The following is a 19,053-nucleotide window of genomic DNA, read 5'->3' as shown; positions in this document are numbered from 1 at the left end:
GACCGGGCCACGGGCCGACACGGCACTGTCGCCGGGACCACGAGTCGTGGTGCCGGCATCCCGAGGAGGCGCGGCAGCGATGGAGATCCGTTCTACGACCGACAAGGATCTCGACGTCTTCGTTGACACGGTCCATGCCGCGTTCGGACGCTTCCCGGAAACCCCGATAGAAGGCGGCGGGCTCTGGTGGTCGGCGCTCGAAACGGACCGCTGTCTGCTCGCCCTGACCGCGGACGGACGGGCCGTCGGCACCGCCGCCGCGCACCCTTTCGAACTCACCTTGCCCGGTGAGACCGTCATCCCGGCTTCCGGGGTGACCGCTGTCGGCGTCCTGCCCTCCCACCGGCGCCAAGGCGTGCTCAGCACGATGATGCGGCACCAGCTCACCGAGTTCCGGGCCCGAGGAGAATTCCTCTCCGTGCTGCTGGCCTCCGAGGCCTCCATCTACGGCAGGTTCGGCTACGGGCCGGCGACCTACACACGGCGGCTGACGGTGCCGCGCCGGCAAGCAGCCCTCGCCGTTCCCCGGGCCCGCACCGTCACGGGCGCTCCGGCGGCCGGCCCGGACAACACCTCGGTCGAGGTACTGCGGCGTTCCGAGTGCGGCGAGATCCTGGAAGAGGTGTACGACCGCTACCGCCGCTCCCAGCCCGGCGCACTGTCCCGGCCGCACCGCTGGTGGGCCCTGCGCGCGGGGCAGCCCCCGATTTCGCCGGCGCCGCGCCTCGTCGCCGTCCACCGGGACGCCGACGGCGTCCCCGACGGGTACGCCAGCTACTCGGTCGAGTCCGGCACCCTGACGGTCGACGAGACCATCGCCACCGACGCCGCCGTCTTCACAGCCCTGGCCCGGTTCGCCCTCGGACACGACCTGGTCTCTCAGGTCGTGTTCAAGCACGTCCCGCTCGAGCACCCGCTGCGCTGGCAGCTTGCGGACTTCCGCGCCGGCGAGGTGGGCGGCGAGATGGACTGGCTCTGGGTGCGGCTGCTGGACATCCCGGGTGCGCTGACCGCGCGTGGCTGGTTCACGGACGGCGAACTCGTCCTCGACGTCGACGACCCGTTCCTCGGCGATCACGGCCGCTACCTGCTGACCGTCCAGGAAGGCAAGGCCGTCTGCATCCCGACAGACCGGGAGCCCGACCTGTCCCTGGACGTGCGTGACCTGGGCTCGATCTACCTCGGCGGCACCGCCCCGAGCACGCTCGCGCATGCCGGACACATCCGGGCCCACCACCCGAGCGCGGTCACCCTCGCCGACGCCCTCTTCCGCGCCGACCGCTCCCCGCACTGCCTGCACTGGTTCTGACCGCGCGGTCCGTTCGGGGAACGGCCGCGGGGGCCGGACCGCCTGTCGGAACGATCAGGGTGAGGTCGTGTGCTGGTCGGGTGCGTCGGCGGCGCACGCGTCCTGCAGTTGCTTGAGATAGGTCAGGCCGGTCATGACCTCGTCCGTCGGCAGTCCGAAGTCGATGAGACACGCGATCTCGTCCACGCCGAGCTCCGCGAGCCGCGCCACGACCTGCCGGCCCTTCTCGACGGAGCCGAGCAGGCCGACGTTGTCGTAGTAGTGCTCGAAGGCGCGCTCCACGAGCATGTCGATCTCGTCCGGCTCCAGGTCTCCGGTGCTGAGGTCCGACGCCAGGATGAGCCCGAGTGAGCTGCGCATGTAGTCGCTCAGCGACGGACGGACCAGCTCTCGGACGCTGTCGGTGTCCTCGCCGAGGTACGTGTGCACCATCACCACCACATGGCTCGGCCGGCCGGCTTCGGCCGCCGCCTTCCGGTACTCGGCGATTTTGTCCGCCAGTTGTTCGGGAGTCTGTCCGAGCAGGTGGGTGAGGAGACCGGCTCCGATCCGGCCGGCGCTCCGGAAGGTCTCGACGTCGCCGACACTGGCGACCCAGATCGGCAGGTCGGCCTGGACCGGCGGCGGGAACGACCGCACCTTCACCTGGCTCCCCGCGCCGTCGGTGACCTCGATCGACTCACCGCGCCACAGGGCACGCACCTGCTCGATCCGCTCGTACATCGCCGTCCGGCGGTCCGTGAACGCGGCCGGATTCAGGGCGAAGTCGACGGCGTGCCAGCCGGAGGCGAAGGACACCCCGACCCGACCCCGGGAGATGTTGTCCACCACGGACCACTCCTCGGCGATCCGCAGCGCGTGATGCAACGGTGCCACGACGCTGCCCGCCCGGATCTTGACACGCTCCGTCGTCGCGGCGATCGCCGCACTGGTCACCGACGGGTTCGGATAGGTCCCACCGAAGGGGTGGAAATGGCGTTCCGGGGTCCACACCGCCGCAAAGCCGTTCTCGTCGGCGAAGCGGGCGCCTTCGAGCAGCAACCGGTACCGGTCTGCCTCGGCGCCTCCGCTGTCGTTGGCGAAATAGAAGAGGCTGAGATCCATCGTGTGTTCTCCCCAGCGGATACGGGTTCGGAGTCAGGGGTGTGTGGCGAACATCGGTCAATAAATGCGCCCGCTTCCGATTCATAGCACCCTCGTTCTTCGCAGATGCACCCATCGCGGACCGCGATGTAAAACGGCCGACGGAGTGTTGTCTCGCCGGCGAGACAAGCGCACGATGAACCCGTCCTTCGGGAAATCAGGTTTCGTTCACACAGGAGAGCCGTGGCCAATCCGTTCGAAGACGAGGAAGGCGTTCATCTGGTCCTGGTCAACGGCGAGGAGCAGTACTCGCTGTGGCCGGCGTCCCATGCCGTGCCCGCCGGCTGGGCGGTCGCGCACGACGCGGACACACGGACGAACTGTCTTGAATACGTGTCCGCGCACTGGTCGGACATGCGGCCCGCCGGCCTGCGAGAGGTGGTCAGATGACGGTCGACAGCGAGTTCCGTAACCCCATGGACGAGCTGGTGGTGGTCAAGGTGCGGGAGCTTCTGGGGAATCCGGACATCGGCATCGGCGACGACTTCCTGGCGGTGGGTGGCAACTCCATCATCGCCGTCCGCCTCGGCCAGGCCCTCCGCCAGGAGCTCGGGGTTTCCCGGATCACGGGCGTCATCCTCAAGAACCCGTTGCTCAGCGACCTCAGCGACGTGCTGAGCGAACTGGTCGGCGGGGCGTGAGACAGAGACCGAAATCCTGTCTCGCCGGCAAGACATCGAGCCGATGTCACCTTGCGGTGGACGGTGTCCCGGCCCATATGTTCGTGGTTCGGCGATAGCGCCCTCGGCCATCGGCGCTTCGACCTCTTCTGGATATCGGCGTCATCCCGTTCCAGCTGGTTGGATGTCGTCGCGGGCTCGTGGCTGACTTTTCCAGACTTGTCAGATCGGTTGGAGTTCCTTCGTGCCCGGAATGCCGTACAACAATGCTCAGGTCGATGAGCTTTCGGAGAGCGGTGCCCGGCCGGCGCCGCCGCACGGGGGGACCTCGTGACGGCGGCCGGTGCCCGGCCGCGGACCGGGTTCCTGTTTTCTGGGCAGAGCGCCGAGTACGTCGGCATGGGCGTCGAACTCCATCGCGAGCACGCGTTGTTCCGCGCGGGCATCGACCGGCATGCCGATCGGTTCCGTCGGCTCACCGGCGTCGGTCCGCTCGACGTGTTCGCCGACCCGGCCGCCCAGACCCGGGCCGAGCTGCTCCAGCCCGCGGTCTTTCTGTTGCAGGTCGCGTTGGCGGAGTTCTGGACCTCGTGCGGGGTGCGGCCGGACGCGGTGGTCGGCCACAGCCTCGGCGAATACGCGGCCGCCTGTGTGGCGGGGGTGTTCGGCGTCGAGGAGGGGCTCGAACTGGTCAGCGCCCGGGGCCGGGCCTTCGCGGCCGTGCCCGGCGCCGGCCGGATGGTCGCCGTGGGCGGTTCCGACCCGGCCGAGCTGGAACGCCTGGTCGCGGCACAGGGCGGGGCGGCGTCGGTGGCCGCGTACAACGCCCCGGAGCGGATCGTCGTCTCGGGGACCGACACGGCGATGGGGGAGTTGGTGGCGGCGTTCGAGCGGCAGGGCCTGCTGACGATCCCGCTGGAGACCACCCACGCCTTCCACTCGACGCTGGTCGCCCCGGCCGTCCCGGCGCTGGTCTCGGCCGCGGGCCGGATCCGGCACCGGACGCCGGCCGTGCCGATGGCGCTGAACCTCACCGGGGGTTGGGCCGGGGGCGGGGAGCTCGGCGCGGAGTACTGGGGTCGGCAGCTCACCTCACCGGTCAGGTTCATGGCGGGAGTCCGGGCCCTGATGGACGGCGGCTGCACGGTCTTCGTGGAGGTGGGGCCCGGACGGACGCTGACCACGGCCGGCCGGGCGCAGAGCGACGGGAGCGAGCTCTGGCTGACGGGGTTGTCGCCTCGGACACCGGATTCGGTGACGGTCCTGGAGCACCTGACCCGGTTGGAGGAGGCGGGGATTCCGGTCGACTGGGTGAGGTACCACGCGCCGTTCCGGGCGACGAGGCGGACGGTCGGTGACGGGCCGGGAGCGGATGGGCCGGGACCGGATGGGCCGGGAGCGGATGGGTCGGCTTCGGCGCCCTCCACCGAGCTGCCGTTCCGGATCGAGCGGGTCGTGATCCACGAGTCGGCGAGCGCTGCCCGGTCCGGAGTCGCGGTGGTACGGCACCGGGCGGGTGGGACGGCGCGAGAGGTCGTGGACGTCTCGGTCGTCGACGACGCGGGCCGGCCGGTCGTCGAGGTCTTCGGGCTCGACCTCGGGGCGGGGACCGGCGAGAAGGCGGGCGGGCCGGATCGGCTCCCGCCCGAGGAGACGGGCGGGTCGGACCAGCTCTCACCCGAGGAGGCGGAGCGGCTGTTGGCCTCGCTCGACGCGCTGACCGAGGACCAATTGCACGCCCTCCTGCCGCTGTGGGCAGGCCCAGGCGCTTCGACCCCCGTCGCATCGACCGAGGAGTGACACTCATGACCGACTACGACCTCCGGAAGAAACTGGAGGCGGCGCTTCGGGAACGGGCCGGACAGGCGCGCACCGAGCATCCGCTCTCGTACGCGCAGAGCTCGTTGTTGATGCTGCACCAGATGGACCCGGACAGCGCGTCCTACAACGTCGCCCTCACCGCCCGGTTCACCGGCGGATTCGACTCCGCCGCGTTCCATCGCGCGCTGCAGTCGCTCGTCGGGCGGCACGCGGCGCTGCGTACCACCTTCAGTCGGGCGGGCGGCGACGGCGGGGACGGCCCCGCGGGCCGTCAGACCGTTCACGGCTGGCTCGAACCCGACTTCGTCGAGCTGGACGCGCGTCAGTGGACCGAGGGGGAACTCCAGGAGGCGGTGCGTGCCGCCTATCGCGAGCCGTTCGCCCTCGTGGCCGGGTCGCCCCTGCGGGCGCGGGCCTATCGGGTGGCGCCCGGAGAAGCGGTCGTCCTGCTGGCGGCCCACCATGTGGTGTGCGACTTCTGGTCGCTCGGCACGATGCTGGCCGAGCTCGAACAGCTCTACGTCGCCGAGGTCGAACGGCGCCCGGCGGGGCTGCCCGGGCACAACCATCCGTACAGCGACTTCGTCGCCTATCAGCGTGAGCTGATCGCCGGCGATCGGGGTGCTCGGGCCCGCGCCTATTGGCACGCCCAGCTGTCCGGTCGGTTGGAGTCGGTCGAGTGGCCCAGGTTCGATCTGGACCCGGCGGACACCGACGGCGGCGGTTCGCTCATGTTCCCGATCCCCGCGGACCTCGCCGCGGACGTGTTGGCACTGGCCAAGGCGGAAGCGGTCACGCCCTACGCGGTATTGCTCACGGCCTTTCAGGTTCTGGTCGGCCGCTACACCGGCCGGCGTGACGTACTCGTCGGGAGCCCGTTCGCCGGCCGCACCGACCCGGCTCTGGCCGACTGCGTCGGGAACTTCATGAACCCCGTCGTACTGCGTGCGGACCTGAGCGAGGCGCTCTCGTTCCGCGACCAGCTCGGCCGGACCCGCCGCACCGTCGCCGAGGCGTTCGAGCACCAGGACTATCCGTTCGAGCTGCTCGTCAGCGAGCTGGCGCCGCGCCGGGCGGACGGCCGCAATCCGATCTTCCAGACGATGTTCATCTATCAGAAGTCCGGTCGGCATCCGGCGCACGCCGCCCTCCACGTGGCCGACGCGGGCGCGTCCCCGGCCCCCTGGGCGGGACTGACCGCGGCGCCGTTCCCGCTGGACAAGCAGGACAACCAGCTCGAACTCATGCTTGAGGTCGTCCACGACGGCGACCGGCTCGTCGGAGTGCTCAAGTACCGCAAGTCCGTCTTCTCCGCCGCCGCGGCAGGCCGTGCCGCCGAGCACTACGTGACGCTGTTGCGGGCCGCGGTCGCCGGCCCTGACCGCGCTGTGACGGAGCTGTCGATCCTGGGCGACGCCGAGCACGGGGTCGACCGCGACCCCGTGCCGGCGTCCGTCGCGTCGGACGACAGCTTGGCAGCCCGCTTCCGGCAGACCGCGGAGCGGCACGCCCGTCGAACGGCGGTTCGTTGCGAGGGGGACGAGCTCACGTACGCCGAGCTCGACGAGCTGGCCGGGCGCTGGGCGGCCCGGCTGCGGGCGGAGGGCGTCGGCCCGGGGAGCCGGGTCGCCCTCCTGCTCGAGCCCTCCCTCGACACGGTGGCCGCGATCGTCGCGGTCCAGCGGGCCCGGGCGGCTTACGTGGGCCTGGACCCGTCCGATCCCGTGGCATGGTGCCGGACGGTGCTCGAGGACAGCGGGGCGCACCTGGTACTCACCCAGCCGGACCTGACCGATCTGCTGGACGGTGCCACGGTGCCGGTCCTGGTCATGCCGGAGACCGAGCTGCCGCCGGCCGGCGAGCCCGGCGATCTGCCGCGAGCCGACGACCTGGCCTGCACCGTCTACACCTGCGGCGCGACCGGGACGCCCCAGGGCATCGACATCGAGCACGGCAATGTCCTGACGATGCTGGAGTCGATGCGCGAGCACGTCGTCATCGACGAGACCGCGGTCGGGGCGCTCCTCCACCCGGCCGGTTCCGATCCGTCGCTGTGGGGCACCTTGCTGGCCGGGGCGTGCCTGGTCGTCGTGCCGTCGAAGGCGACCCGGTCGCCCGAGCTCCTCCACCAGCTGCTCGTCGCGGAACGGGTCACCCACCTGGCCCAGACCCCCTCCGCCCTGCACGGCTTGTCCGCCGTGGTCGGGCGGAACGGGGCCGAGGGTCTGGCGCTGAAGCACGTCTTCTCGTACGGCGAGCCGCTGCCCGCGCCGCTCGCCCGGACCGTCCGTGCGTGGTGCGGGACGCTGTGGAACGTGTACGGCCCGGCCGAGACCACGGCCTGGGTCACCGCGCAGCAGGTCCGACCCGAGGACTGCGTGGGAACCGGCGTGCCGGTCGGACTCCCGCCGGCGCACGCCCGGGTCCACGTTCTCGACGAGCACGGGCAGCCCGTGCCGCCGGAGTTCACCGGCGAACTGCACATCGGCGGACAGTGCGTCGGCCGGGGGTACGTCAACCGGTCGCAGCTGACGAAGGAACGCTTCCTCGACAGCCCGCTCGAGCCGCGGGGCCGGCTGTTCCGCACCGGCGATCGGGCGCGGTTCAACACCCGGGGGCAACTGGAGATCCTGGGGCGTGTCGACAACCAGGTGACGATCAGCGGGTTCCGGTTCGAGCTGGAAGGTGTGGAAGCCCAGCTGGACAAGGTACCCGGTGTCAGAAGGTCGACGGCGTCGGTCGTCGGCGAGGGCGTCGACGACCGCCGCCTCGTCGCCTGCGTGATCCCCGAGCCGGGGGAGAAGGTGACGGAGAGCGCCCTGAGGGCGGAGTTGCGTTCCAGGCTGCCGCATTCCATGGTGCCCACCGCGATCGGGTTCTTCGACGTGTTCCCGCTCGACGCCGGTCAGCGGGTCGACCGCGCGCGACTGGCGGCCCAGTTCGCGAGCGTGGCCGCTCGAACCGGCGTCACCGGGACGCTGAGCGACCACGAGCGTCGGGTGACGGCCGTGTGGCAGCAGGTGCTGCAGCGCCAGGGCATCGGCCGCGAGGACAACTTCTTCGATCTCGGCGGTAATTCCATGCTGCTGCTGCAAGTCCACGAACTCCTCGCCGGCGACCCCGCGAACCCGCCGTTGAAGGGGTCCGAGCTGTTCCGCTATCCGACCGTGGCCACTCTGGCGGCGCGTCTCGGCCGCTCCGATGCCGCGCCCGCCGCCGTCGGCGCGGGCGCGGGCCGCGACCGCGATCGGACGTCGAGCCGACGCGTCCGACCGGCGGACGACACGGTCCGCGGCGCGCGCCTGCGGGCCCGGGAACGGGGAGGGAAGAATGCCTGACGCCGACGAGATCGACATGACGATCCGGTCGAACGACGTGGCCGTGATCGGGATGAGCGGCCGGTTCCCCGGCGCCCCCGACGTGGACACGTTCTGGAGCCGGCTGCTCGCCGGAGACGAGCTGCTGACCACCTACACCGACGACGAACTCGTCGCGGCCGGTGTGCCCGAGCGGGTACTGCGCGATCCGCACTACGTCCGGCGGTCGGCCGACCTGCCCGACGCCTTCGACTTCGACCACGAGTTCTTCGGCTACACCCGGCGCGAGGCGAAGCTGATGGACCCCCAGCAGCGGATCATGCTGGAGGTCGCGTCGGAACTGCTCGACACCATCGGCTACTCCGGCGGGGCCGACGGTCAGGCGGTCGGGGTGTTCGCCGGCGCGGCGATGAACACGTACCTGACGAACGTCGTGGCCCGTTCCTGCGACCTGCTGACCTACGACGGCATCGGGCTCATGGTCGCCAACGACAAGGACTATCTGACCACGCGGATCTCCTACAAGCTGGGCTTGAAGGGGCCGAGCGTCGCCGTGCAGACCGCCTGTTCGACCTCGCTGGTCGCGGTGCACGTGGCCGCGCAGAGCCTGATCGCGGGGGAATGCGACATCGCGCTGGCCGGCGGCGTCTCGGTCATCGCCAACCCGTATCCCGGCTATGTGTACGGCGAGGGGATGATGTTCTCGCCGGACGGCCGGTGCCGTCCCTTCGACGCGGACGCCGCCGGCACCACGTTCGGCGACGGCGTCGGGCTGGTGGCCCTGAAGCGGCTGGCCGAGGCGATCGAGGACGGCGACCGGGTCCTGGCCGTGCTGAAGGGCTCGGCGATCAACAACGACGGGGCCGACAAGATCGGCTACGCCGCCCCGAGCGTCGAAGGCCAGCGGGCGGTGATCAGCGAGGCGCACGCGGTCGCCGAGGTGGACAGCGACACCATCACCTACGTCGAGGCGCACGGGACCGCGACCGCCCTGGGCGACCCCATCGAGTTCACCGCGCTCAGCGAAGCCTTCGTCGACGGCGGCGCCCGGCCCGGGCAGTGCGCGCTGGGCTCGGTCAAGGCCAATGTCGGGCACCTGGCCGCCGCCGCCGGGATCACCGGGTTCATCAAGACGGTGCTGGCCCTGCGGCACCGGGAGATCCCCGGCCACCCGACCTTCACCCGGCCCAACCCGCAGATCGATCTGGCCGGTAGCCCGTTCCACATCAATGCTCTGCCCAGGGCGTGGCAGCCGGGCCCGACCCCGCTGCGGGCCGCGGTCAGTTCGTTCGCCATCGGCGGCACCAACGCGCACGTCGTGTTGGAGGAGGCGCCACCGTTGCCCGCGCGGCCGACACCGGAGGCCGGTCCCCGACTGCTCGCGGTGAGCGCCAAGAGCGACCGGGCCCTACGCGAGCTCGCCGGCCGGCTGGCCGACGTACTGGCCGGGCCGGACGCCCCCGACCTCCTCGACGCCGCATACACGCTGCGGGCCGGCCGGCGCGGGTTCGCACATCGCGGCACGGTCGTCGCGGACGACCACGCCACCGCCGTGGCCGGACTCCGGGCGATCGCCGCGGGGGCCGCGGCGGCGTCGACGGCGGAGGCCGCCCCGGCCGTGTCGTTCCTGTTCGGCGAGGTCCCGGTCGAGGATTTCCGGGTGCTGGCCGAGCGGGTGCCGGCCGTGGCCGACATCGTGCGGCGGTCCGTCGACAGCGCCCCGATCCACGCGCAGAGTCCGCCGGCCGCCCAGGTGACCGCCGCACTGGCGCTCGCGACCCTGTGGGCCGAATCCGGCGCGCGGCCCGACGCGGTCGGCGGCGCCGGAGCCGGTGAAGTCCTCGCGGCCTGCTACAGCGGGGTTCTCGACGAGAACGAGGCGCTGGCCCTGCTGTCCTGGCGGGCCGGGCTGCTCGACGGCCCGCCGGAGGTGCGGCCGCGCGTCCCGCGCGTACCGATCCTGTCGGCCGTCGTGGGCGGCGAGCTGCCCGAGGCGCGAGCCCTCGACCCGCTGCACTGGACCCGGGACGTGTGGGAGGGCAGCCGGTCGGCCGAGGCCTTCGGGTGCCGGACCTCGGACGGGGCGACGGTGGTCGTCATCGGAACCCCGGCCGAACCGCTGCCGGGGGCCTTCGACCCGGACGACGACCCCGCGTCGTCGCCGGTGGCGCGGCTGCTCCACGACGCGGCCCGACTGTGGACCGCGGGCGTGCCGGTGGACTGGTCGGACTGGTCCGGCCAGGAGCACCGACGGGTCCCGCTGCCGGCACATCCGCTGTATCGCAGCAGGCTGCGGCTGGACGAACCGGACCCGGCGCCGCCGGCGGCCCCCGCCGGCCCGCCGCGCGGCGAGGAGTTGAAGCGGCTGCTGGCGAAGCTGTGGACCGAGGTGCTGCGTACCGAGGTCGACCGTTACGACCGGAGCGTCTTCGACATCGACGACGACCCGGTGCTCGCCGTGCGGCTCGCCCGCCGGATCGGGACGGAACTCGGCGTCCCCCTGCCGACGATCGATCTGCTGAAGAACCCGACGATCGACCGCCTGGCGGCGCACCTGGCCCGGGTCGGCTGACATGAACCACGAGGAGAACACCGTGGAGCCACTGCTCCCAGAGGTCGTCGCGATGGTCGGCGACTACTTCGACATCCGCCCGGACGCGCTGGATCCGGACGTCTCGTTCGCCGAATTCGGTGCGGACTCGATGGCGCTGCTCGGCATGCTGCGGTTGGTCGAGGACCGCTTCGGCTGCAAGGTCCCGCTCCGGCAGCTGTTCGGCGACCTCCAGACGCCCGCCGCGCTGGCGGCGCACCTGGCGGCGAACGCGCCGGCCGGCACGCCGCCGCAGGCTGCGGCGACCCCGGCCTCCGGAGCTGTGATCGCAGCGGCCGTGGACGTGCCGCGGACCCCCGTCCCCGCGCCGGTGGTGGCGCCGGTTTCGGTCGACACCGGGGCGGTGCCCGGCGCCACGACGGCGGTCGAGCGCCTGATCACCGAACAGCTCGCCGTCATGCGGAGCCAGCTCGCACTCCTGTCGGGCGGTGCCGCCTCAGGCACCGGACCGGTACCGGTCGTCGTCGAACCGGCGCCCGCGACCCGACCGGCGGGTCGACCGGCCTCGTCCCGGCCGGCCGCCCCGCTCGCACCCGGTGCGCGCGGCGGAGCCGGCCTGGTGGAGTCGGCGGAGCGTGCCCGGTACCTCAAGGTCCTGGCCGAGCGGTTCGGCAACAGGACGAAGGGTTCGAAGGAGTTCGCCCAGCGGTTCCGCCCGCGGATCGCCGACAGCCGCTCGTCCATCGGCTTCCGGCCGACGACCAAGGAGATGCTGTACCCGATCGTCGCCGATCGCGGGCAGGGCGCACGGCTGTGGGACATCGACGGCAACGAGTACGTCGACCTCACCATGGGGTGGGGCGTCCACCTCCTCGGGCACAACCCGCCCGCCGTCATGTCGGCCCTGCGCGAGCGGCTGGACCTCGGCTTCGTCATCGCCTCGCGCACCGAGGTGGTCGAGGAGGTCGCCGCCGGCCTGATCGAACTCACCGGCATGGAGCGGGTCGCCTTCCTGAACACCGGCACCGAAGCGGTCATGACCGCCTTGCGGATCGCCCGGACCGCGACCGGCCGCGACGACGTGGTGGTGTTCTCCAGCGCCTACCACGGTCACGCGGACAGCGTGCTCGCCGCGGCCTCGTCCGAGAACGGCGTGCGGACCACCCGGCCGATCACCTCGGGTATCCCGGCGCGCGCGGTGGAGAACATGCACGTGCTCGAATTCGGCACCGACGAGGCACTGGAGTTCATCGAAAGGCACGGTCCGCGGCTCGCCGCGGTGATGACCGAGCCGGTGACCCTCCGCACCCCCGGAGTGCAGAACCCCGAGTTCCTGCGCCGGGTCCGGGAGATCACCCGACGGCACGGCACCAAGCTGATCTTCGACGAGATGGTGACCGGTTTCCGCTGCCACCCGGGTGGTGTCCAGGGGCTCTACGGCATCGACGCCGACCTGGCCACGTACGGCAAGATCATCGGCGGCGGCATGCCGATCGGTGTGATCGCCGGCCGGGGCGGGATCATGGACACGATCGACGGCGGCGTGTGGGACTTCGGCGACGGCTCCCGCCCGACCGCGGAGTCCACCTTCTTCGCCGGCACGTTCAGCCAGCATCCGATGACCATGGTGGCGGCCCGGGCGGTTCTGGACCACCTTCGCCGCGAGGGCCCGGCCCTGCAGCGGGACCTCGATCGCAAGACCGAGGTGTTCGTGGACGGGCTGAACGCCGACTTCCGCGAGCTCGACGTGCCGATCGACGTCCGCCGGTTCTCCTCGTTCTTCCGGTTCGAGCACGAACAGAACATGGACCCCCTCTACTTCAACCTGCTCGACCGCGGCGTGTTCGTCTGGGAGATGCGCAACTTCTTCCTGTCCACGGCGCACGAGCAGGCCGATCTCGACCACATCCGGGCCGCGGTCCGTGACTCGATCACCGAGCTGCGGGCGCACGGTGTGCTCGGCCCCGGCCGGGCCGACCCGGCCGAGGACGTCGCGCCACGGCCCGCGCCGCGCAGCACCCTCGCCCAGCGGCAGCAGGCCGCACTGGACGAGGGCGGCGTGCCGGCGTACCAGATGTCCGTCGGCTTCTGGCTGGACGGACGGCTGGACCGGGACGCGCTGCGCGGCGCCGTGCAGGGCCTGGTCGCGCGGCACGAGACCCTGCGGACCACGCTCGCCGCCGACGGCGAGACGCTCGTCGTGCGTCCGGCCGCGGAGACGGTGCCGGCCGAGGTCCTGACCGAACACGTCTGCCCGGACGACGACGACCTCGACCGCTTCCGGCGGTCCTGGGCCGAGCAGCGGCTCGATCTCACGGCCGGGCCGGTGTTCCGCGTCGCGATCGTGCGGACCGCTCCCGAGCGGCATCTGCTGCTGATCTCCGGGGCGCACGCCGCGGTGGACGGCTGGTCGTTCAGCGTCCTGGTCGACGACCTCGTCGCCCTGTACAACGCCGGCTGCCAGGACGTGAGGCCCCTGCTGCCGCCCGCGCAGCAATTCCGGGACTACGTCGCCTGGCACGAGCGGGTCGTCCGCGGCCCCGACGCCACCGAGCACCAGGGCTACTGGCGCACGCTGCTCCAGGGCGCGGCGGCTCCGGAGCTGCCCGGGCCCGGAGCGTCCGGCCCGTTCCCCTACAGGGCGGTGCGGCACAGCGTCCGGCTCGACTCCGAGTTCTGCGACCGGATGCGCGGCACCGCCCGGGAGCAGGGCGCGACGGCGTTCGCCTACCTGATCGCGGCCTGGGGCGCCGTGCTGCACCAGGTGACGGGGCAGGACGACATCGTCGTCCCGGTCCTGACCGCCCGCCGCCCGCCGGAGCTGGACCAGGTGGTCGGGTACTGCTCGAACCTGCTGCCGCTGCGTCTGCGACGGACGGCGGACGTCCTGGCCGCGGACTGCGTGGCCGACGTCATGGAGCACCTCGTGACCGGGCTCGAGACCCAGGACCACCCGTTCGCCGACCTGATCACGGAGCTCGCGCCAGGAAGCGGCCTGCGCGCCGACCTGCTCGCGACGTCCATCTCGTTCTACCGGCGCGTGGCGGCGCCCCCGATGGACGGGCTCACGGTGTCGGAGGCCGACCCGCTGCCGATCGTCCACACCGGCCACCCCTTGGCGCTGAACATCATCGAGGGCGCGGACGGCTTCCGGTGCGACTTCGAGATCGCGACGGACGTCGTCGCCCCCGAACTCGCCGCCGACATCGCGCACCGCTACCAGAACCTGCTCGCCGACCTGGTCGCGCACGGCGAGCGCCCACTGGCCCGACTTGATCGGCCCGCCCATGACGACCTCTGAGCACCACCTCCGACACGACCACATCAGCCCTCGGACAAACGGGAGCCGTAAGACCATGATCACAGCAGGCCTGAAGCTCACGCAGAGCGGCGGCATCGCGATCCTCGACGAGGACCGTCTGGTGTTCAACGTCGAGATGCAGAAGATCGCGAACGGCGCCCGATACAGCAACGTCGACGAACTCGACGACCTGGTCGGCGTCATGGACAAGTTCGGCCTCAAGGTCGGCGACGTCGGCACATGGGCGTTGGACGGCTGGGACGGCGCCGCCAACGGCCGCGTCCAGGTACTCGCCGGCGGGATCCGGACCGAGGTCCTGGTCGCCCCCTACCGGGAGACCGACCTGGTACCCGACGCGGCGCTGCCGGGCCACCGCGGCCGGCTCGTGATCGGCGGCCAGGCACTGGACTACGACAGCTATGTCCACGTCGCCGGCCACCTGGCCTCGGCCTACTGCACCAGCCCGTTCGCCCGCCGCGGCGAGCCGTCGATGGTGCTGGTCTGGGACGGCGGCTGCTTCCCGCGGCTGTACTGCGTGGACGCCGACGGCCGGATAGAGGCCGGCGGCGAGGCGTTCCCGCTCATCGGCCACACCTACTCGATGACCTCGCAGTACTGGGGCCCGTTCAAGCGGCAGAACAAGTCGAGGAACGTCGACGACCTCTCCGTGGCCGGGAAGATGATGGCCTACATCGCCCTCGGCACCTCGCGGGAGCAGATCAAGCAGGTCTTCCGCGAGGAGTTCTTCGAGTTCTTCGACGCCGACTCCCCGCGGGTGCGGGAGTACCGGCGGACCATCATCGGGTGCGGCAGCACCGGTGAGTCGTCGCACGCCTACGTGCACCAGTTCCTCTCCGCCGTGCAGGCCCGCACCACCGCCCTCGGGTTCGCCGACGAGGACGTGCTGGCCAGCGTCCACACGTTCCTCGAGGAACTGCTGATCGACCGGGTGACGAAGAAGATCCAGGCGTGGAAGGGCGGCGGCGCCTGGAACCTGTGCTTCGCCGGTGGCTGCGCCCTGAACATCAAGTGGAACAGCGCCCTGCGCTCCCACCCGACGATCAAGGCCATGTGGGTGCCGCCGTTCCCGGACGACTCCGGCGTCGCCATCGGCACGGCCTGCCTGGCCGCGGCCGGCGGCTCCGGGCTCCGGCCGATCGAGTGGGGGGCCCGGCTGGGCCCGGCCCTCGAACCGACGCCGGACGTGCCGCACGGCTGGAGCACGTCGCCCTGCACGCCGGAGGAACTGGCTCAGATCCTGCACACCACGGGCCAGCCCGCGGTCGTGATCGACGGCCGTGCCGAACTGGGACCTCGCGCGCTCGGCGGACGCAGCATCATCGCACCGGCGGTCGAGGCGTCGATGAAGAGGCTCCTGAACGACGTGAAGACCCGGGAGCACTACCGGCCGGTCGCGCCCATCTGCTTGGAAGAGCACGCCCCGACCGTCTTCGACCCGGGCACGCCGGACCCGTACATGCTGTTCGAGCACTGGGTCCGCCCCGAGTGGATCGATCGTGTCCCGGCCGTCATGCACCTGGACGGCACCGCACGGCTGCAGACCGTCAACGAGTCCGACGACCCGATCCTGCACGCCATCCTGCGCGAGTACTACAGGTGCAGCGGCATCCCGGTCCTGTGCAACACGAGCGCGAACTACAACGGCCGCAGCTTCTTCCCCGACGTCGCGTCGGCGATCGAGTGGGGCCAGCTCGACCTGGTGTGGAGCGAGGGCGTCCTGTACCGGCGGGAAGACTCGGCGCTCTGAGGGGGCGTTCGATCTGGGCAGCTTGCCGGTGACGGCTCACCTGCGCGCTTCACCTGCGGCGGTGTCCGGATCACGGGCGGGAACGTGAAAGTGCCTTCTGCGCTGGGGAGATGAGACTTGTCAAAGATCTCTGTCAGCCCAGCGGGAAGGCACTCTCCACGCGCACGGCACCGGGTCGCGTCCCCGGTTCATCGTCGCGACCGACGGGCGTGGTGACCTCGGTGAGGCGCTCGGCATCCTGCCCGGACAGTACTCCGAACTGGCGGCGGGCGGGCGGCACCGGCCCGGCGAGCAGGTCCTGCCAGGCCCTGCTGGACGTCCGGGTCGGCATCGAGGAGCCGGACCGGGCCTACGAGGCCGCGCTGCGGCGCACCGACGACGCATCCGGTACCGACCGGCCGCCGGCCCCGGCCGTCGGGGAGATCCCGTGCGTGGCGTCGGCGTCGGGGATCACGAGGACGCACTCCGCCCAGCCCAAGGGGAGGGCCACCTCGGACGGGGGCGTTCCCTTCCGGTCGGGGACGACGATGCGTCGTCACCTACAGCGAGCAGCTGCAGCGGGTCACCGCGCACCTGGCGGATCTACTCGAACTCCGCTACCACACGCGGCAGATGGCCGAGCTGCTGACCGACAAGTGGCAGCAGCGGGCGGCACTGCGCGAGGCCGGGGCGGACTCGGTGCGCACCGCGCTGATCCACCCCGAGGCGGACCGAGGCGGGAGCCGCCGTGCTGAAGCCCGTCCACGGGGTCGCCGGCGGCACTACCTTCCCCGTCCCGGACGAGGCCAGGGGGCTCGGCCACCTGCGCTCGGTGCCGGCGCCGGCCCGGCCGGGGGCTGGTCCAGGGCGGCGGCTTGGTGCTGGAGGAGTACCTGGTGGGTCGCCCGACCGGGCCGTTGCGGTGACTACGTGTCGGGGGAGATCGCCGTGGTCGAGGGTGATCGGACCACCATCGGCGTCAGAGGAAAGCCGCCCCTGGTACCGCCGTTCCGCGAGACCGGCCGGTTCTGGCCGTCCCCGTTCGGCCGGGCGGAGGACGAGGAGTTAACGGCCCTCGCCCGGAGCGCGGTCGCGGCCCTCGGCATCCGCACCGGCATCACCCGGACCGAACTCGAGGTCACCCCGCAGGGGCCACGCTTGATCGAGGTCAACGGCCGTCTCGGCGGCGGCATCCAGGAGCTCTCGCTCAGTGCGATGGATCTCGACCTGACCGGGTACGCCGCGCGCATCGCGCTCGGCGAGACGACCCCGCCGCGCCTGGTCCCGGTGGAGGGGGTGCACTTCCAGCTCATCCTGCTCGCGCCGCGGCGGTCCTGCGAGGTCGTCGCCACCGACGCGGTGGGCGTCGTCGGCGGTGTCGTTCCCGACCACGACGCGTACGTCGCACCGGTCGAGCGGATCAACTCGTCGGTGCGGCGGGGTTTCGCGTTCGAGGGGGAGCCGAGCCCCGCTTCGTCAACGGCGCCGAGCGGTTCTCGCTGTAGGTCGACAGTGCCTGTGGTCGCGAAAGGCCCGCTCGGTACCGGCACCGGCACCGACGGCGGCGGCAGGCCTGACGTGACGCAAGCCGCAAGCCCACCTCGCACGGGCCGGCCGGGTCCGTGGGATCCATGCCGAGGCCGCCCTGGGGCACCGGACCACTGCTCTCCCGCGGCAGCTGAACACCGCCGACCTCAACGCCGACCAGCTCGAGCAGGCCGGCGGCAGGAGCCGCACGTCACAGGTGATTCCGTACCGTGAGTTCCAGGTCGGACGCGATCTGGTTGATCATTTTGGTGGTGCCGGCGGGGTCGAAGAAGTGCCCGCCGGACACCGTGGTCAAGCTGAACGCCGCTGAGGTTTCCCGGTACCAGTCCCGCATGAGCTCCGGTGGTGCTTCCGTGTCGTCCACGCCGGTGAAAGCACGCAGCGGCACCGCCAGCGGCAGCCCGCTGCGCGGCGGGCAGGTGCCGACGACGGTGAGATCGGCGCGGACGGTCGGCAGATACATGTCCAGCAACTCTGTGCTGTCGAAGATCTTCGCCGCGGTGCCGCCGAGCTCACGCAGATAGCCGATCAGCATGTCGTCCGACTCGTTCCAGCCACGCACCGGCATGCCTCGGGAAGGAGCACAACTGCTCGCGGAGAAGAGGTGCGAGGGCTGCGGCAGGCCCCGCTCGCGCAACAGGTGCGATACCGCCAAGGCCACGCGCGCGCCCATGCTGAATCCGAAACAGGCATACGGCGTATCCAGCTCTCCGGCCATCGCGTCGGCAATGGCCTCGGCCAGCGGTCGCATGTCCCGGAAGGGTTGCTCCGCGAAGCGGTTCTCGCGGCCGGGCAGCTGTACGGCCACCACCTCGACGTACGGCGGAAGCAGGGATTGCCAGTCCCGGAACGAGGCGGCACTGCCACCCGCGTAGTGGAAGCAGAACAGGCGCAGTGCCCTGGATTCGTAGGCCGGACCGAACCGCCGGAACCACTTGGCCTCCGGCCCGCGCCGTGACTGAGCAGCCACCTAGGCCCCCTTCGCACCCATCCTGGCGGCGAACAGTTCGAACAACTCGGCCGGTCCGTCGAGGAACCGGTAGTGCGCCCCCGGAAGCACGTGGTGATCCGTATCTCCGCACCGGGTCCAGCCACCCATTGCATGGTGCTGGACCTCGCGGTCCTCGGTCCAGCCGATGGTCGTGATCGGCATGGTCAGCCTGACGGGGTCGGGGACGACGTACCGCTTGTTGACCTCTATGTCGGTTCGCAAGATTTCCAGCGCCAGTTCGAGCACATCCGGGCTCGGGTTCCCGCCGCGTTCTTCGATCATGATGCGGAGCTCGTCGGTCAGGCCGTCGTCATCGAGTTCCAGGAAGCGTCCGGTCGGACCGTCCTGCGGCGCCACCTGTGAGGAGATGAACAGATGGCCCGGAACGGCCGAGCCCGTCGCCTCGACCTGGACGGCTGCCTGGTATGCCGCCAGAGCCGAGCCGCAGTGCCCGAAGAAGCCGTACGGCCGGTCGAGGTAGGGCGCCAGGCCGGCCACAAGGTCCACGGCCAACTCTTCGTAGGTGTTCGGCGCCTTTTCGCGCATCCGGTTCGCACGTCCAGGTAGTTGCACCGGGACGAGTTCGACACCGCCGATGCTGGACGGCCAACGGTTGTACATCCCCGCACCGGTGCCCGAGTACGGGATGCAGAATATCCGGGCGGTGGCCAGCGGATCGGGCAGGCGCAGCAGCCAAGGATTCAT

Annotated in this window: 13 protein-coding genes; 9 read left to right on the top strand and 4 right to left on the bottom strand. The window is 71.3% G+C overall.

Annotated elements, in window-relative coordinates; translation table 11 throughout:
* Window positions 1-79 precede the first annotated feature (79 nt).
* Window positions 80-1,309, top strand: coding sequence for a GNAT family N-acetyltransferase (locus tag ACGFYY_RS33905; RefSeq protein WP_393715335.1), 1,230 nt, complete (start codon window positions 80-82; stop codon window positions 1,307-1,309).
* Between the two features lie 54 nt (window positions 1,310-1,363).
* Here ACGFYY_RS33905 and ACGFYY_RS33900 read toward each other — a convergent pair whose 3' ends face one another.
* A complete protein-coding gene (locus tag ACGFYY_RS33900) occupies window positions 1,364-2,413 on the bottom strand; it encodes a MupA/Atu3671 family FMN-dependent luciferase-like monooxygenase (protein ID WP_393715333.1) in 1,050 nt (349 codons plus the stop codon).
* A 222-nt stretch (window positions 2,414-2,635) separates the two neighbouring features.
* Here ACGFYY_RS33900 and ACGFYY_RS33895 point away from each other — a divergent pair, with 222 nt between their 5' ends.
* From ACGFYY_RS33895 to ACGFYY_RS33865, 7 genes are all read left to right on the top strand, one after another.
* Window positions 2,636-2,842, top strand: a complete 207-nt coding sequence (locus ACGFYY_RS33895; RefSeq protein ID WP_365264302.1) for an MbtH family protein — start codon at window positions 2,636-2,638, stop codon at window positions 2,840-2,842.
* A complete protein-coding gene (locus ACGFYY_RS33890; RefSeq protein ID WP_365264304.1) occupies window positions 2,839-3,093 on the top strand; it encodes a phosphopantetheine-binding protein in 255 nt (84 codons plus the stop codon). Before ACGFYY_RS33895 ends, ACGFYY_RS33890 begins: the two co-directional genes overlap by 4 nt.
* A 309-nt stretch (window positions 3,094-3,402) precedes the next feature.
* Window positions 3,403-4,872 (top strand): acyltransferase domain-containing protein, encoded by a 1,470-nt coding sequence (locus ACGFYY_RS33885; RefSeq protein WP_393715330.1) that lies wholly within the window; start codon window positions 3,403-3,405, stop codon window positions 4,870-4,872.
* 5 nt (window positions 4,873-4,877) lie between these two features.
* Window positions 4,878-8,231: an amino acid adenylation domain-containing protein gene (locus ACGFYY_RS33880; protein ID WP_393715328.1), complete on the top strand. Its 3,354-nt coding sequence runs from the start codon at window positions 4,878-4,880 to the stop codon at window positions 8,229-8,231.
* On the top strand, window positions 8,224-10,782 hold the full coding sequence (locus ACGFYY_RS33875) for a type I polyketide synthase (protein WP_393715326.1): 2,559 nt from the start codon (window positions 8,224-8,226) through the stop codon (window positions 10,780-10,782). Before ACGFYY_RS33880 ends, ACGFYY_RS33875 begins: the two co-directional genes overlap by 8 nt.
* Window positions 10,783-10,804: 22 nt before the next feature.
* Window positions 10,805-14,062 carry an aminotransferase class III-fold pyridoxal phosphate-dependent enzyme gene (locus tag ACGFYY_RS33870; protein WP_393715324.1) on the top strand — a complete coding sequence of 1,086 codons (3,258 nt, stop codon included), beginning with the start codon at window positions 10,805-10,807 and terminating at the stop codon, window positions 14,060-14,062.
* Window positions 14,063-14,117: 55 nt separating this feature from the next.
* On the top strand, window positions 14,118-15,830 hold the full coding sequence (locus ACGFYY_RS33865) for a carbamoyltransferase N-terminal domain-containing protein (RefSeq protein ID WP_393715322.1): 1,713 nt from the start codon (window positions 14,118-14,120) through the stop codon (window positions 15,828-15,830).
* Window positions 15,831-15,963: 133 nt separating this feature from the next.
* Here ACGFYY_RS33865 and ACGFYY_RS33860 read toward each other — a convergent pair whose 3' ends face one another.
* Entirely contained in the window at window positions 15,964-16,161 is a 198-nt protein-coding gene (locus ACGFYY_RS33860) for a hypothetical protein (protein WP_393715320.1), read from the bottom strand.
* Between the two features lie 578 nt (window positions 16,162-16,739).
* On the opposite strand from ACGFYY_RS33860, the gene ACGFYY_RS33855 reads away from it, so the two are divergent.
* Window positions 16,740-17,570, top strand: coding sequence for a hypothetical protein (locus tag ACGFYY_RS33855; protein WP_393715318.1), 831 nt, complete (start codon window positions 16,740-16,742; stop codon window positions 17,568-17,570).
* On the opposite strand, the gene ACGFYY_RS33850 is transcribed toward ACGFYY_RS33855, so the two are convergent.
* Window positions 17,548-18,327, bottom strand: coding sequence for a thioesterase II family protein (locus ACGFYY_RS33850; protein ID WP_393715316.1), 780 nt, complete (start codon window positions 18,325-18,327; stop codon window positions 17,548-17,550). The genes ACGFYY_RS33855 and ACGFYY_RS33850 overlap by 23 nt on opposite strands.
* A complete protein-coding gene (locus tag ACGFYY_RS33845; RefSeq protein WP_393715346.1) occupies window positions 18,328-19,053 on the bottom strand; it encodes a thioesterase II family protein in 726 nt (241 codons plus the stop codon).

Source organism: Streptomyces sp. NPDC048331 (assembly GCF_043201215.1).
Taxonomy (GTDB): domain Bacteria; phylum Actinomycetota; class Actinomycetes; order Streptomycetales; family Streptomycetaceae; genus Streptomyces.
The sequence above is the reverse complement of the archived record's forward strand: the minus strand, read 5'-3'. Positions and strand labels throughout refer to the sequence as shown.

Excerpts from the sequence above, each read along its gene's own strand:
- ACGFYY_RS33865 (WP_393715322.1), top strand. The coding sequence starts at position 14,118 with ATGATCACAGCAGGCCTGAAGCTCACGCAGAGCGGCGGCATCGCGATC.
- ACGFYY_RS33905 (WP_393715335.1), top strand. The coding sequence starts at position 80 with ATGGAGATCCGTTCTACGACCGACAAGGATCTCGACGTCTTCGTTGAC.
- ACGFYY_RS33845 (WP_393715346.1), bottom strand. The coding sequence starts at position 19,053 with ATGAATCCTTGGCTGCTGCGCCTGCCCGATCCGCTGGCCACCGCCCGG.
- ACGFYY_RS33880 (WP_393715328.1), top strand. The coding sequence starts at position 4,878 with ATGACCGACTACGACCTCCGGAAGAAACTGGAGGCGGCGCTTCGGGAA.
- ACGFYY_RS33860 (WP_393715320.1), bottom strand. The coding sequence starts at position 16,161 with ATGCCGACCCGGACGTCCAGCAGGGCCTGGCAGGACCTGCTCGCCGGG.
- ACGFYY_RS33875 (WP_393715326.1), top strand. The coding sequence starts at position 8,224 with ATGCCTGACGCCGACGAGATCGACATGACGATCCGGTCGAACGACGTG.
- ACGFYY_RS33900 (WP_393715333.1), bottom strand. The coding sequence starts at position 2,413 with ATGGATCTCAGCCTCTTCTATTTCGCCAACGACAGCGGAGGCGCCGAG.
- ACGFYY_RS33890 (WP_365264304.1), top strand. The coding sequence starts at position 2,839 with ATGACGGTCGACAGCGAGTTCCGTAACCCCATGGACGAGCTGGTGGTG.